The organism is Kutzneria sp. 744 (genome assembly GCF_000568255.1).
Lineage (GTDB): Bacteria > Actinomycetota > Actinomycetes > Mycobacteriales > Pseudonocardiaceae > Kutzneria.
In genome coordinates this window covers 3,257,305-3,271,268 of the sequence record NZ_KK037166.1, presented here as the reverse complement: position 1 = coordinate 3,271,268, position 13,964 = coordinate 3,257,305, and the positions used below count along the sequence as shown (strand labels likewise).

Below are 13,964 nucleotides of genomic sequence, written 5' to 3'. Positions count from 1 at the left end.
TCGTGCAGCATCGTCCGCCCGATGTCGAACCGGTATGTCTGGCATTGTTGGGCCATGAACCCGTTCGCCTCGCCGTTGGCCATCACCGGGAACGGGCTGCTGCTGCGGGATTTCACCGACGCCGACCTGCCGGTGATGGTGGACCTGTTCGACGACCCCGATGTGGCGCTGCGCACGCCCATCGCCTCGCCGTTCGACCTGGCCGCCGCGCGGGACTACCTGGCGGTCATGCGCCGGACCAGGGCCGAGGAGAACCGGTTGCACCTGGCCATCACCCGTGCGGGCGAGGATGTGCCGCTGGGCATGGTGTTCCTGCGGCCCGCGCTGTGCATGGTGGGCTACGTCGTCGGCAAGCGGCACCGCCGGCAGGGACTGGCCGTGCGGTCGGCCCAGGTGATCACCGAGTTCGCGCTGCGGGCCGTGGGGCTGCCGCACGTGCTGCTGGAGATCGAGGCGGAGAACACCGCCAGCGTGGCCGTGGCCCGGGCGCTCGGGGCGCGGCTCAGCGACGCCGATCCGGTCGAGGTTCAGTCAAAAGGGCGGTCGCTGCGGCTCGACACGTGGATCATCGAACCGTGACGCCGGAGATCCGGCTCGTCGACCCGCTGACCGCCGACGTCGACGAGCACCACGAGCTGCACCTCGCCGTGAGCAAGGTGGACTACCCCAACGTCGCGCCGCCGACCCGCGAGGCCGTGCTGATCCGGCTGCGCAACCCCGACGTCGACCTCGGCGAGAGCGTGGCCTGGACCGCCCGCGTCGACGGCCGGCTGGTCGGCGCCCTGGCCGCTCAGCTGCCCGTGGACGGCAACGAGCACCTGGGCATGGTCCGGCTGGTCGTGCACCCCGAACTGCGCCGGCACGGCATCGGCACCCTGTTGCTGCACACCGCCGCCGCGGCATTGCGTGACCGCGGCCGCGTGACCGTCGAGGTGTCTCGGGTCGAGTCCAACTCCCCGGGCGACCGCTTCGCCACCGCGCTCGGTTTCCGCACCGCCACCACCTCTGTTTTCCAACTGTTGGAGTTCGCCGAGGTCGACCCGGACATCTGGGACGTCCCCACGCCGCTCGGCTATCGCCTCGTGCGCTGGATCGGGCAGGCCCCCGAGCACCTCGTCGAGTCCTACGCCCGGGCCCGCCACGCCATCGGCGACGCCCCGCCCGGCGGCTCCGCCTGGCGCACCCCGACCTGGACCGTCGACCGCGTCCGGCCGGTACCGCGCCCCCTGAGCATTTGGCAATGCCCGCTGATCAACGACCTGCAAACCCGGGCATACTAAAAGTCTTAAGTTCCGTGTGGACTATTTAGTCAGTTAGCCCACAGGGATGCTTCTAGATTCCCACAGTAATACGCCTAGTGTCCACCGCGGCCACGGCCTCGGCCAGGCCATGAAGGCCGCCATGCTCCGCTGGATCACCGCCGACAACCCCTCGCTGCGGCGGGTGTGGACCTCCACCGCGACCGCCAACCAGTACATGGCCGACGTCAACCACCGCCTGGGCTTCGCGACGGTCCGTCGGTACAGCGTGGTGAACCGGGACCTGGCAGGCCTGTGACTCCTGGGGGAGATCTGATGCTCGATGTGCGGTTGTTCGACGTGGCCGGGGCCGGCGAAGCGGAGTGGGACGACTACCACGAGATGAGGCTGGCCGCCTACCGGAGCGACTTCCCGGAGCTCCCGGCGCCGACCAGGGCGGCGACGATCTCCGGCCTGCGTGCGCCGCAGGTTCAGCTCGGCGAGCTGCTGCTCTGGACCGCGTACCGGGACGGCCGGCTGGTCGGTCGGGTCCATGTCAGCCTGCCGGTCGACGGCAATGACCACCTCGCCGCGCTGGATATCGCCGTCCATCCGGAGTTGCGGCGGCAGGGCATCGGCACGGAACTGCTGAAGTTCGTGGCTCCGCTGCTCGGCGAGCGTGGCCGCACCGTGGTCGAGGGCTGGAACGTCAACCTCGACGGGGACAGCGGCAAGTGGATCCGGCGGCACGGGTTTCGGTTGGTGCACAGCACGATGCTGCAGATCATGGAGTTGGGCGGGGTCGACCGTGCACGGTGGGAGGTCGACGTGCCCGAGGGATATCGGCTCGTGCGGTGGACCGGACATGCGCCGGATGATCTGGTCGAGGCCTTCGCCGCCGCCCGCCGGGCCATCGGCGACGCGCCGACCGGCGAATCCGCGTTGACGGCGCCGGACTGGACGGTGGAACGGGTGCGCCGGATCGAGGCCGACCACCACGAGCACGGCATCGAACACCGGACGGTCGTCGCGGTCGACGCGCGGGGCGAGGTCGCCGGCCTGACGGAGCTGGAGGCCCGACCGTCGGATCGGCGGCGGCTGATGCAGGGCGACACGGTCGTGCTCGGCGCGCACCGCGGGCGCGGGCTGGGGCTGGCGATGAAGGCCGACATGCTGCGCTGGTTCACCGCCGGCAGGGACGACCTGAAGCAGGTGTGGACGTCCACCGGCGTGGCCAACACGCACATGGCGGACGTCAACCACCGGCTGGGATTCGCGACGGTTCGGCGTTTCGGGGTGGTGAGCCGGGAGCTTGCCGGGCTGCAACCACTGTGACCGATCGTCTCGGATTTTCGACCGATTGTCGCGTCTGACCCGGCTGCCGGGGCTGTGACGGGGGGTAGCCGTTGCGCCGACCGGCTGTAGCTGGTACTCCACGGGGGACCCTGCCGACAGTGGAGTGGAAGCAGCATGCGGCTGTCCGTCATCACCGACGAGATCGCGCCCGACCTGGACACGGCGCTGCGCGAGTGCGAGGCGCTCGGGCTGTCCGCGGTCGAGCTGCGCAGCGTCGGCGGCCGCAACGTGGTGCACCACGAGCAGTCCCGGCTGCGGGAGTTCCGGGACGCGCTGGCGGCGGGCGGCTTCGCCTGCCCGGTGGTGGACACGCCGTTCCTGAAGGCGACGAAGGCGATCTGGGAGCACCTGGACCGCGGCATGGAGATCGCGGACCTGGTCGGGGCGACGGCGATCCGGGTGTTCTCGGGGCTGCGGGTGGACGACCGCGACTGGTACCTGCCGTGGTTGGCCGACGTGCTGTCGGCGGCGTCCAACCAGGTGCGGGCGGCGGGCTTCACACTGCTGCTGGAGATCGACGAGGCCTGCATGGTGGCCACGGTGGCCGAGGCCGACGAGCTGCTGGGCAAGATGGCGCCGGGCCTGCTGGGCGTGGTCTGGGACCCGGCCAACGAGGCCCGCTTCCGCCGCACGGAGCCGGACACGGTGAACTGCGGCAAGGTGGCCGAGGCGGTGGCCCACGTGCACGTCAAGGACTACGCGCACGACCAGGGCTGGGTGAAGCCGGGCGCGGGCATCGTGGGCTGGCCGAGCCAGCTGCGCGGCCTGGCCGACGCCGGCTACGACGAGTACCTGTCGATCGAGACGCACTACTCGGCGCCGGTCGGCGGCACCGTGCAGGCCACGCGGGACAGCGTGGCGTCGCTGCGTCTCATCGCGGCCGAGAGCGGCGTTTCCCTGCTATGACGGCAGGATTCCGAACCGCTGGGCCCTCAGCACGGTGGTGAGCCGGTCGGACGTGCCGAGCTTGCGGTAGATGTTCTCCAGGTGCTTGTGGACGGTCCGCGGCGACGCGCCGAGGCGGCTGGCGATGCCGCCGGCGGTGAGCCCGGAGGCCAGCAGCGACAGCACGGTGATCTCGCGACTGGTCAGCTTCACCTCGGCGGCTCGGTCCATGCCGTCGATTGCCTTGTCCTGCCACAGCTTCAGCTGCCGCACATGGCCGTCCACCCTGCGTAGCAACGGTTGCAGCCGCCGCACGAAGGCCCGTTCCCGGTCGGTGAAGTCCATCCCGGACCGGCCGAGCACAAAGCCCCGGTTGGCGCCGGACATGTCGTGCAGCGGCAGGGCGATATGCCTTGTCGCGCCGGAGGTTCCGCGCAGCGAGCCGAACGTCTCCGTCGACCGCCACGTCCGGTCGTCCAGCAGGTCGCTGACGGTCCGGGGCTCGCCGTCGCCGGTCTCGGCGTAGTGCCGCACCAGCGGGTGCAGCGGCATCCGGCCCCGCTCCTCGGCTTCCGGCGGCAGCACGCCGCGGAACCACGGCGTCCACACCTCGACCTCGTCCAGCACGATGACGCGGCTGACGAAGCGGTGGCTGCGGGACAGCACACACGTGGTGCCGTGCAATGATCGGATCAATTCGTCGGCCACGAGCGACCACGTCTGGTCGACGTTGCGGCTGTCCATCACCGCAACCGCCAGGTCGAGCATGCGTTCGTAGTCGCGCGAAGCCAATTCCGCCACGGGCACCCCTGCACTCGTCGCGGGCACGGTACACGGCGGCGCGCCCGGGTTCGCGCCGCGCCCGTTCGTCTCAACGCGACGAGGGCCGATCAGGTTCAGCGCAGCTGGTCGACCACCTTGCCCAGGTCCTGCTCGGTGTCGGCCAGCCAGGCCAGCTGCCCGTGCACGGTGCGGGCGAGCGGCAGGTCGGCCGACGCCGTCGCCAGCGCGACATCCTTGGCCGCCAAGCGAATCGGGTAGTGCACGCCCTCGGCGAAGGCCCGCGCCGCGACCCCGCCCAGCGGGCTGTTGGTCAGGGCGGTCGTGACCAGATCCTCGGAAAGGCCATAGGTGGCGGCGAGTTTCATCGCCTCGGCGATCTCCGTGACGCCGACGATCACCGCCGTGATGACGACGATCTTCAGTGCCGAGCCGGCGCCCGGGCCGCCGCAGCGGGTGATGCGGCCGAACTGCTCCAGGATGCCCTGCACCGGAGTCGGATCGCCGCCGACGAACAGGATCAGCTGACCGGCGGCGGCCCGGTCGACGCTGCCCAGCACCGGGGCGTCGATCGCGGTGACGCCCTCGGGGAGCTTGGCGGCGAGTTCCGCGAAGGACTGCGGGCCGATGGAGGACATGTCGATCAGGCGCTTGCCCGGGCGCAGGGCCGGGAGCATTGCGCCGACGACCGCGTGCACCGCTTCCGGGTCGGCCAGCATCGTGACGATCACGTCGGCGTCCCACGCGGCTTCGGCCGGTGTGATGGCGACCTTGGCACCCTCTGACGCAAGCAACTCCGCCTTCGCGGCGGTCCGGTTCCACACCGTCAGCTCGTAGCCGGCGGCCAGCAGGCGGCGGGCCATCGGCAGGCCCATCGAGCCCAGCCCGAGAAACGCGATCTTTTCCATGGCATCGACGCTAGGGTTCTCGCAGCGATGCCACCAGCGAATGTCTAGCATGGATGGCATGCCGGACACGCATGAGTTGTCGAGCGGTTTGCTGCGGATCTTCGTCGAGGTCGCCCGGCTTGGTTCGTTCACGGCGGCCGGCAGCCGGCTCGGCTACACGCAGTCGGCGATCTCCCATCAGATCTCCGCGCTGGAGAAAAAAAACCGGCACGCCGCTGTTCGCCCGGCTGCCGCGTGGTGTCCGCCCGACCGAGCCGGGCCGGCGGCTGCTCCTGCACGCCGAGGCGGTGCTGGACCGGTTGGAGGCGGCCCGTCGGGAGCTGGCCGACCTCCGCGAGTTGGCGACGGGCCGGCTGCGCGTCGGCGCTTTCGCCACCGCCGACGCCTCCCTGGTGCCCAAGGCCATCGCCGCCTTCCGGGCCGCCCATCCGGCGGTCACGGTGACGCTGACCGGGCCTACACCCCGGGGCTGGCCCGGCAGCTGCGGGCCGGCGAGCTGGACGTGGCCGTGCTGTCCGGCGACGTGTTAGGGCATAGCTCTAGAGTTCGTCTATTTCAAGCCGAGCAACTGTCGAAATTTGGTACTGTGTTAGATCTCGGCTGACACCAATGATCCATTCATCCACGCTGTACCTATACGTTAGTCGGGTAGGTGGCTCTCGAACGGCACCAAGAAGGCTAAATCGCGGGGAACCTGCTTAGATTCGGCATATCGGTGTCCAGATATGACGCGGAAACTACCGACTGCATTAACAATGTGGAACCGCTACCATGCTTTGTGCTACGAATTCCGGTCCTCTGTTTGCCTAATCTCTAGAGCATCAAATGAGTGACCGAAAGCCCGGGCATTAAGAACTCGCCGACACGCGGAGTGACGGATATTACGTCTTAACTGGGTATGCGCTCATCATTCACTTTAGCCCTAGCGAGCACAAATTTGGGCCCCTACGCGAGCGCGATAATCAAACACAAATGAAAGGGGACATCCCTTTAGAGTGATAAGTTCTCGCCGGCAGCGACCGGCCGGAGGAGACCTTGATCAGTTCGTGTCTGGCTCGGGGGTTCCGGCCGCGGATCGGTTTCGTGGCCCGGGACTGGATGGCCAAGCAGGGCTTTGTGGCGGCGGGCGTGGGCATCACGCTCATCCCGTCCATTGCCGCCGAGTCCGTGCGTTCGGACATCTGCCTGGTGCGGCTGCATCCCGACGAGGTCCCGACCCGCGCCGTGCACGCCGCCACACCCTCCGGGGTGGCCCTGTCTCCTGCGACTCGCGCGTTTCTGGCCATCCTTGGCAACTGATTTCGTTGCCTTGAGGCGTTGACAGTACTGATTCGGTTGGTGTTTGCTCCCGGCATGCCGCGTACGGAGATGTTCCGGTTCCTGCGTCGAGTCGCGACCGACCATGCCGCCGCCGCACGGCTGGGCATGCCGGTCCTGGAGTTCCGTGAGGCGCGGCTGGCCCGGGCAGCCGGCACGTTGAGCCGTCGTGACGCGCTCCGGATCTTCGGTGCCTCCGCCGCCGTGCTCGGCGCGGCCAGCGTCTTACGTGCACCGAGGGCGGCCGCCGTGCCGCTGGGCGGTACCGAGGCGCGGATTGCTGTCATCGGCGCCGGCATCGCCGGCTTGAACACCGCCCTCGCCTTGGCCGATGCCGGCGTGCGCTGCACCGTCTACGAGGCGAGCGACCGTGTCGGCGGCCGGATGTTCTCCGAGCGTGACTATTGGGGCGGCGGGCAGGTCACCGAGTACGGCGGCGAGTTGATCGACACCGACCACTCCGTGATCCGCGCCCTGTGCAAGCGTTTCTCCATCGGCCTCACCGATATCCGCGCCGCAGAGCCCGTCGGCAGCAACGATGTTCTGTACTACGAGGGCCGTTACCGTTCGCATGCCGAGTTCGTCGCCGAGTTCCAGCCCGTGTACAAGGCTCTTCGGGCCGACATCGACCGTGCCGGCGCGGACGCCCCGACCTGGGACTCGTCGACGCCTTTCGGTGTCGCGTTGAGCCGCATGTCCGTGCAGGAGTGGATTTCCACCCGCGTGCCCGGCGGCTATTCGACGTGGATCGCCCGTTTCCTGGACGACGCCTACGTGGTCGAGTACGGCCGCGACACCTCCGAGCAGACCGCCGTCAACCTGGCGTACATGATGATCGACCAGTCGGATCTCTCCGAGCCCGAGATCTGGGGTGCTTCCGACGAGCGCTTTCACATCACCGCCGGCAACCAGACTCTCCCCGAGGCCATCGCCCGCGCTTTACCCGCCGGCACGGTCCAGCACGGTCACCGCCTCGAAGCCTTGGTACGCAACAGTGATGGCTCCCAGACTCTGCATTTCGACACCGGCGCCGTGCGGGCCGATCACACCGTTCTGACCGTGCCCCTCGGCGTGTTGCAGCGGCTCGACCTCAGCCGCGCCGGCTTCGACCCTCGTATGAGGGGCGCGGTTTCCCAGCTACAGATGGGTTTCTGCACCAAGCTGCACATGCGGTTCTCCTCCCGCCCTTGGCTCGGCCACGGCCCTTGGCCGGGTGTCGCCAACGGCATCAGCTTTTCCGACACCGGTTACCAGCAGGTGTGGGACGCCACCACCGGTCAGCCCGGCCCTTCGGGCATCGCCGTCCAGTACGGCGGCGGCAGCGGCGCTCTGTCTTTCCAGCCTTCATCCCCTTTCTCCAACGCTTTCTCCCCGTACGTGCGCTCTTCCGTCCGCCAGAAGCTGTCCCAGCTCGCCCCCGTCGTCCCTCCCCTCGCCGACGCCTACACCGGCCAGGCCACCTTGGCCGCGTGGCACCGCAACCCTCTCAGCCATGGCGCCTACAGTTGTTATCCCGTCGACTACTGCCACCGCTTCGCCGGCTACGAGGCCACTCGTCAGGGCCTCATCCACCTGGCCGGCGAGCACACTTCCGTCGACTCTCAGGGCTACATGAACGGCGGCGCCGAGTCCGGCGCCCGCGCCGCCGCCGAGCTCTTGTCCTTGCTCTAGCCAGCGTTCGCCTCGATTTCCCGCCCGCCCCGTCGATGCGTGGCCACCCCCTCGCGCGACCGCCGGCACCTCCAGTTCGGCCCGGCCCCGATCGCCCGAACTCGCCGATCCACCGCCGCCGCGCACACAGCCGTGACCTGCCCGCGCCGACATGCCGGAGCGGGCCAGGGCGCGGCCCTTCACCCCGTTTCCCCTAGCCCGTCTGAGAACACCGGCCGCTGGTCCACCATCTTCACCGTCCACCGACTGTGGTGGATCAATCGGTGATGCGCCCCGCAGAGGAGGACCATGTTGTCGAGGCTGGTGGGTCCTCCGTTCGCCCACTCGACCACGTGGTGGGCGTGACACCGCGCCGGTTCCGTCGCGCAGCCGGGGAACGCGCAAGCGCCGTCCCGCTCGATCAGCGCCTTGCGGATCCCCCTCGGGGCTGTACGTTGCTGGCGGCCCACATTCAGGATCTCTTTGCCAGCTCCGAGCACCAGGCGCATCACCGTGCTGTCACAGGCGATCCGCCGGGCCTCCGCCGCGCTCATCACGCCCCCGCCTTCGACCTTCGCCACACCCGTGTTGTCCATGAAGTCCTTGAAGGACATCGACAGTGTCAGGTGTGGGCGCTCGCCGCCCTGCTCGGGCAGGCCTTCACTGCGGGAGGCGAGCTCGATGATCTCCGCGAACGCGTCGCCTTGCCGTTCGGCGGTGGTGCGGGGGTCTGTGCCGGAGGTGGGCTTGGCCAGCGCGCTGAGCATTGCCGCGATCTTCGCCCCGTACTCCTGGTCGAGTCTGCCCCAGAACACCATGCTGCCGTCCAGCTTGCGTTCGAAGCGGAACTCCCGCTTCGGTGTCCGCAGTTCGCGGTCGTCCGGGGCTTTGCCGTCCTGGTCGAGGTGGAACAGGATCCGTTGCGCGATGTTCTTGAACTCGCCCTCGTCGAACTGGACGTTCTCCAACAGTGATGCTTCAACCCTGTCCCGCTCGGCCGCCGGCGCTATCCGCAACGTCTCGTGGATGATCTTCAAGTGCTGCCGGTCCAACTCTCCAGCGCGGCCTGCTTCGCGGATCGCCTCGCTGTGGAACAGTTCCGCGTACCGAAGCCGCTCACGCGCTTCCCTGATCGTGAGCCGCCAGCGGATCACCATTGTCGACACGATCGAGGTCCGGTCCTCTTTCGACTTCACTGATCGGTCCCAGACTTCCCACACCCGCTCCAGCTGCTGGATGTAGAGCGCCCGATACAGGGTTTCGGCTTCTTCGCCGGCTTGCCACAGCTCCAGTTCGCCGTGCTGCCACCCTTCGGTGTCGGCAGGGAATTCGGGATTCGCTGACATACCAACATCTTACTCCCGTTATGTGATCGACTTCCGTTACACACCAACCTATACACGATCGTGACGGCCTTCATTTCCTTCACTGGAAAGCGCTTTCCAACCCCACGCCCCCTACGACGCTTCCTTCACGGAATCAGTCCCCCACTCTCCGACCCGTCCCAAGCCTTCTGTAAACGCACGCCCCCACCCAACCGTTGCCGCGCAACGCACCCCGCCCACCCCTCACCTCGCGCCCCTTCACTCCAGAACCGCATACCGAAAAGAGGATGAATTTGCAGGCAGAGGCCGGCAACCGCGCGGTGCGGACACCCGACGCACCACCGCTCCCCCCCAGCTCCCGCCCGCCGCCCAGATCAACGACTCACCCTCACCCACCCTTCCCACTCACCGCTCAAGCAGCATCTTCGCCGCCACCACCGTCCCATCCGTACGAACCCGCCCAGCAATCTCCTTCGCCCGCACCGCAACCCCCGGTTCCAGCGCCACCCCCACCGCCTCCGCCAACGACTCATACGTAGGCGTAGACCCGTCGTGGCCGACCCCAATGCCCAACTCCGCCACCCGAGCGGCAAACTGGGGCTGATCTCCGATCTGCGGCACCACAACCTGCGGCACCCCCGCCCGACTCGCCGCAGTGGTGGTACCAGCGCCCCCGTGGTGAACCACAGCGGCGACCCGCGGAAACAGGGCCTGCTGATTCACATCCCCCGTCACGAAACAATCCCCGGCATCATCCAGCGAGCCGAGTTCCGCCCATCCTCGGGCCAACAGCACCCGACGCCCTTGCGCCCGCAGGACGTCGACGGCCAACCGCCCAAGCTCCGGCGCGGCATGCAGATGCATGCTGCCAAACCCCACATACACCGGCGGCTCACCGCCCTGAAGAAACTCCTCCAACTCCGCCGAAAGAGGCCGATCATCAGGCAGGATCCACGCGCCCGTCTGCACGACATCGAGCTCCGTCACACCTTCCCACGGGCAGAGCACGGGATCCGCGGCCAACCAGGGCCGGTCGGTAAAAACATGATCGCGAACGTTGTCGACCAGAGGCAGCCCGAGGGCGGTCAGATGAGAATTCAGCGGCTCACGGTAGAAGGCGTTGATGCGCTCCACATCTTGCTGCCACGCGGCCTTCTGCAGCCCGTACAACTGGTAGCTCGCGAAGACGTAGCGGATGCCCAACTGCTCGGCCACGGTGCGGGCGCCGGCCGGCATCAGACCGGCGGCGACGATGGCGTCGCTGCCTTCGGCGACCCGGGCCAGGATGTCGAAGCGGGCGTCGACGAGGCCCCGGGCCAGGGCGAAGGGATCGGGCTTGGCCACGGACATCAGTTCCCGCACGGAAGGCCCGAGCGGCACGTGAGGCACGCCGGCGCGGGCCATGAGCGTCACGAACTCCTCGTCGGGCGGGGCGCACACCAGCGCCTCGGCCCCCAGGTCCCGCAGGGTGGCGGCGAGCGCCACCACCGGCTCCACGTCGCCGCGCGAGCCGTATGTCATCAGCACCACACGCATGTGGTTGCCCCCATTTCCGCTGGTGAAAGCCGTACGGCGGGCAATGATGAACCATACCCGGGGCCTTGCCGCAAGGCCCCGGGTCGGCTATACATTGAGGTGGGGAGAAGACCGTCTACGGCGTCAGCCGGTGCAGGTCTCGCGGGAACAGGGTCGTCTGCCGGATGTTCGCCACCCCCAGCAACCGAGCGGTCCACCGTTCCAGCCCGATGGCGAAGCCACCGTGCGGCGGCATGCCGTGCGCGAACACCTCCAGGTAGCCCTCGTACGCCTCGGGCGATTCGCCGCGCTGCGCCAACGCAGCCAGGTAGTCGGCGTGACGGTGCAGGCGCTGACCGCCGGTGACGAGCTCCAAGCCACGGAACAGCAGGTCGAAACTGTTGCTGTACAGAGGGTTGCCGGGTTCGGGGTGGGTGTAGAAGGGACGCTTGGCCATGGGATAGCCGGTGACGAACAAGAACTCCGACCGGTGCTCGCGCCGGGCCCACTCGGACAGCCACCGCTCGTCGGCCGGGGCGAGGTCGACCTCGTCCTTGCCGCCCAACAGCTTCTGGGCCTCGGCGAAGTGAATGGACGGGATCTCGGCCGGCACCTCGGGCAACTCGGCCCCGAGCAGCTCGACCGCCTCGGCCCGCGAAGCGGCGCCGGCCAGCATGCCGGCGATGGCTTCGCGCAGCACCGCCATGACGTCGCGATGGTCGGAGATGAACCCGATCTCGGCGTCGAGGCTGGTGTACTGGGCCAGGTGACGGGCGGTGTCGTGGGGCTCGGCCCGGAACACCGGCCCGACCTCGTACACGCGCTCGAACACGCCGACCATGGCCTGCTTGAAGAACTGCGGCGACTGGGCCAGGAAGGCCTTGCGCCCGAAGTAGTCGATGCCGAAGACGTTGGCCCCGGACTCGGTGGCGGAGCCGACGATCTTGGGCGTGTGGATCTCCGTGCAGCCGATGCCGTCCAGGGCCTGGCGGAAGCCGGCGACGGAGGCGGCGGCGATCTCGAACTGGGCCCGCAGCAACGGATGCCGCAGCGCCACCGGGGCATGGTCCAAAATGGTCGGCAGGGTGGCGGCGACGGTCGGCCGGTAGAGGTCGAACGGCGGCGGCGCGACGGCTTCGCCGAGCACGGTGAGCACCGGCTCGGTCAGCTCACAACCGCCGGGGGCCTTGGGGTTGGCGGTGACCAGACCGGTCACCTCGACGACGGTCTCCTCGGCGGGCGCGGGCCCGGAGGTGACCACCTGGGTCAGCCCGGACCGGTCGCGCACGATCACGAAGGTCACGGATTTCAGCTCACGGCCGCGGTGCACCCAGCCGGCGACGCGCACGCGTTCACCGATGCGGGCGGCCAGTTCCGCGGACAGGACACGGGCGATCATCGCCACTCCAGTGGTCGAGTCGACCCCTTGGGAGTGCGGGCGAGAAGGGAAACTCGCGGTGCCACCGCACTTTCGCCCCCGCGGACGGGGACCTCGTTCTGGCCCGATCACGCGGGCCGGCCGGCGGGGCCCGACCCTTCGATATCACTGCTCCCGCACTCGGGAGTGTCTTCGCCGGGGGACGCGGGACCGCCTTCGCAGCTACCGGCGGCTCTCTGAAGACCCGTGTTGGTCCCCGGCTACTTGTCTCCGTCACCGTGTTGCGGCACAGCGTATCCGATGAAGCCGGTAGCACGCCTCAGGATTTCAGCACGCGGGAGTGCAGCTCGGTCACCACCCGCCGGGCCGAGTCGAACGCGCCGGCCTGCCAGGTCACCAGGAAGGTCAGCCAGTCGCCGGCGAAGTACACCCGGCCCTGCGGCTGGTTGAGCAGGACGTACGCCGGGATGTTGTCGGTGGTGGGCAGCGCCCAGCCGCCCTCGATGTGCGGAGTCCGGTGCCAGGCAACGGAGAACGAGCTGGCCAGCTCGGTCCGGTACTTGTCGCCGTGGATCCGCACGCCCTGCGCCACCGCCCGGGCCTCCCGCTGCGCCGGCGTCAGCTGCCCGTACGCCACGGCATGCGCATCGGTGTTGTAGTAGCCGATCAGGGTGCCCCGGCGACCGTGGTAGCCGTGCGAGGGATACCAGACGTGATCCAGGTCCAGGTCCGTCTCGGTGATGCCGCCGTAGATCCGGTGATCGGTCTCCCACCAGCGGCTCCGGTACTCCAGGCCCATCTTGCCGACCGGGTGGACGTCGAAGGTGGTCAGCGCGTGCCGCACATCGGCGCCCAGGTTGTGCGGGATGCGGGCGGCGATGTGCGGCGGCATCGCGGCAATGCAGTAGTCGGCGTCGATACGCTGCTCCCGGCCGCCGCGCGTGTACGTGACGGAAACCCCGTTGTCACCGTTGGTGATTCCCGTGACGGCGCACCCGGTGCGCACCCGGCCCGGCCCGATCGCCCGCACCAGCGCCGCCGGGATCCGGTCCATGCCGCCGACCGGTTGGAACATCAGCATGGCCTGCTCGTACTCGAACTCGAACGAGAAATGCCGGCCGACGCCGCTGGCCAGGACGTCCGACAGCGACGGCGGCCCGGGGAGCGGAGTGCCGGCCTGGTCGAAAGCCCCCGGATCGACCGAATAGCCGCGGCGCTTCGACCCCGTGTACCTGTGCTGCGCCCCGATGTCGCCCCAGCCTTCGAGAAACGCCAGCAGCCGCTGCTTGTCGTCACCGGTCAGGGAGCTGTCCAACGCGCCCTGGTCGGTGGCCTTGGCCAGTAGTTCGCTGACGTAGCCGTACACATCGGCCTTGGCCGTGCGGTAGCGGACCGGCGCGCCCATGCCCTCGTGGTAGATCAGCGCGCTGGCGTTGGTGTTGGTGAACACCTCGATCGGGATGCCCAGCTCACGGCAGTAGTCCAGGGTCACCATCCACTGCGCGATCCGGGCCGGACCGGCGTTCATGTACTCGCCGCCGGAGAACCGGCCGACCTGGGTCTGCCCGTCCAGGTCGGTCTGCCGCGTGCCGCCGCGGACGGTGAAGTTGCG

Annotated in this window: 14 protein-coding genes and 1 pseudogene; 9 read left to right on the top strand and 6 right to left on the bottom strand. The window is 68.7% G+C overall.

Translation table 11 applies throughout. The features are described from left to right. Positions 1-54 precede the first annotated feature (54 nt). The 5 genes from KUTG_RS61245 to KUTG_RS14555 all read left to right on the top strand — a co-directional run bounded on the left by KUTG_RS61245 (position 55) and on the right by KUTG_RS14555 (position 3,500). The gene (locus KUTG_RS61245; RefSeq protein WP_043717372.1) at positions 55-579 is read left to right on the top strand and encodes a GNAT family N-acetyltransferase; all 525 of its coding nucleotides are present in this window, start codon (positions 55-57) and stop codon (positions 577-579) included. Continuing rightward, positions 576-1,280 (top strand): GNAT family N-acetyltransferase, encoded by a 705-nt coding sequence (locus tag KUTG_RS61240; RefSeq protein ID WP_052394512.1) that lies wholly within the window; start codon positions 576-578, stop codon positions 1,278-1,280. Before KUTG_RS61245 ends, KUTG_RS61240 begins: the two co-directional genes overlap by 4 nt. A gap of 121 nt (positions 1,281-1,401) precedes the next feature. Further along, the gene (locus KUTG_RS58435; RefSeq protein ID WP_157494538.1) at positions 1,402-1,557 is read left to right on the top strand and encodes a hypothetical protein; all 156 of its coding nucleotides are present in this window, start codon (positions 1,402-1,404) and stop codon (positions 1,555-1,557) included. 17 nt (positions 1,558-1,574) lie between these two features. Next, positions 1,575-2,573, top strand: coding sequence for a GNAT family N-acetyltransferase (locus KUTG_RS14560; protein ID WP_043717370.1), 999 nt, complete (start codon positions 1,575-1,577; stop codon positions 2,571-2,573). Positions 2,574-2,708: 135 nt separating this feature from the next. Beyond that, the gene (locus tag KUTG_RS14555; protein WP_043717368.1) at positions 2,709-3,500 is read left to right on the top strand and encodes a sugar phosphate isomerase/epimerase family protein; all 792 of its coding nucleotides are present in this window, start codon (positions 2,709-2,711) and stop codon (positions 3,498-3,500) included. On the opposite strand, the gene KUTG_RS14550 is transcribed toward KUTG_RS14555, so the two are convergent. Then, entirely contained in the window at positions 3,495-4,280 is a 786-nt protein-coding gene (locus KUTG_RS14550; RefSeq protein ID WP_052394510.1) for a helix-turn-helix transcriptional regulator, read from the bottom strand. The two genes, KUTG_RS14555 and KUTG_RS14550, sit on opposite strands and share 6 nt — an antisense overlap. 95 nt (positions 4,281-4,375) lie before the next feature. After that, positions 4,376-5,167, bottom strand: a complete 792-nt coding sequence (locus KUTG_RS14545; protein WP_043717363.1) for an NAD(P)-dependent oxidoreductase — start codon at positions 5,165-5,167, stop codon at positions 4,376-4,378. On the opposite strand from KUTG_RS14545, the pseudogene KUTG_RS66170 reads away from it, so the two are divergent. The 4 genes and pseudogenes from KUTG_RS66170 to KUTG_RS14530 all read left to right on the top strand — a co-directional run. Then, positions 5,166-5,315 (top strand): annotated as a pseudogene (locus tag KUTG_RS66170) (hypothetical protein); the annotation flags it as partial. The gene KUTG_RS14545 and the pseudogene KUTG_RS66170 sit on opposite strands and share 2 nt — an antisense overlap. Before the next feature lie 139 nt (positions 5,316-5,454). Next, complete coding sequence (locus KUTG_RS66165) at positions 5,455-5,697, top strand: LysR substrate-binding domain-containing protein (RefSeq protein ID WP_052394508.1); 243 nt, start codon at positions 5,455-5,457, stop codon at positions 5,695-5,697. A gap of 505 nt (positions 5,698-6,202) precedes the next feature. Next, positions 6,203-6,466, top strand: a complete 264-nt coding sequence (locus KUTG_RS14535; RefSeq protein WP_084579320.1) for a LysR substrate-binding domain-containing protein — start codon at positions 6,203-6,205, stop codon at positions 6,464-6,466. A gap of 54 nt (positions 6,467-6,520) precedes the next feature. Next, positions 6,521-8,155, top strand: a complete 1,635-nt coding sequence (locus KUTG_RS14530) for a flavin monoamine oxidase family protein (protein ID WP_043717360.1) — start codon at positions 6,521-6,523, stop codon at positions 8,153-8,155. Between the two features lie 179 nt (positions 8,156-8,334). Here the strand turns inward: KUTG_RS14530 and KUTG_RS53420 are convergent, their stop codons facing one another. The 4 genes from KUTG_RS53420 to KUTG_RS14510 form a co-directional block, all read right to left on the bottom strand. Further along, on the bottom strand, positions 8,335-9,480 hold the full coding sequence (locus tag KUTG_RS53420; RefSeq protein ID WP_052394504.1) for an HNH endonuclease signature motif containing protein: 1,146 nt from the start codon (positions 9,478-9,480) through the stop codon (positions 8,335-8,337). A gap of 384 nt (positions 9,481-9,864) precedes the next feature. Further along, positions 9,865-10,995, bottom strand: a complete 1,131-nt coding sequence (locus KUTG_RS14520) for a glycosyltransferase (protein WP_043717357.1) — start codon at positions 10,993-10,995, stop codon at positions 9,865-9,867. Positions 10,996-11,110: 115 nt separating this feature from the next. Beyond that, the gene (aspS, locus tag KUTG_RS14515; protein WP_084581124.1) at positions 11,111-12,373 is read right to left on the bottom strand and encodes an aspartate--tRNA(Asn) ligase; all 1,263 of its coding nucleotides are present in this window, start codon (positions 12,371-12,373) and stop codon (positions 11,111-11,113) included. A gap of 298 nt (positions 12,374-12,671) precedes the next feature. Then, positions 12,672-13,964: flavin monoamine oxidase family protein (locus KUTG_RS14510; protein WP_043717354.1), on the bottom strand; the 1,293-nt coding region annotated here is incomplete at its 5' end.

Bases quoted from the DNA above. Each gene is read 5' to 3' on its own strand.
- aspS (WP_084581124.1), bottom strand. From the start codon at position 12,373: ATGATCGCCCGTGTCCTGTCCGCGGAACTGGCCGCCCGCATCGGTGAA.
- KUTG_RS61245 (WP_043717372.1), top strand. From the start codon at position 55: ATGAACCCGTTCGCCTCGCCGTTGGCCATCACCGGGAACGGGCTGCTG.
- KUTG_RS58435 (WP_157494538.1), top strand. From the start codon at position 1,402: ATGCTCCGCTGGATCACCGCCGACAACCCCTCGCTGCGGCGGGTGTGG.
- KUTG_RS14555 (WP_043717368.1), top strand. From the start codon at position 2,709: ATGCGGCTGTCCGTCATCACCGACGAGATCGCGCCCGACCTGGACACG.
- KUTG_RS14560 (WP_043717370.1), top strand. From the start codon at position 1,575: ATGCTCGATGTGCGGTTGTTCGACGTGGCCGGGGCCGGCGAAGCGGAG.
- KUTG_RS14545 (WP_043717363.1), bottom strand. From the start codon at position 5,167: ATGGAAAAGATCGCGTTTCTCGGGCTGGGCTCGATGGGCCTGCCGATG.
- KUTG_RS14530 (WP_043717360.1), top strand. From the start codon at position 6,521: ATGCCGCGTACGGAGATGTTCCGGTTCCTGCGTCGAGTCGCGACCGAC.
- KUTG_RS14520 (WP_043717357.1), bottom strand. From the start codon at position 10,995: ATGCGTGTGGTGCTGATGACATACGGCTCGCGCGGCGACGTGGAGCCG.
- KUTG_RS53420 (WP_052394504.1), bottom strand. From the start codon at position 9,480: ATGTCAGCGAATCCCGAATTCCCTGCCGACACCGAAGGGTGGCAGCAC.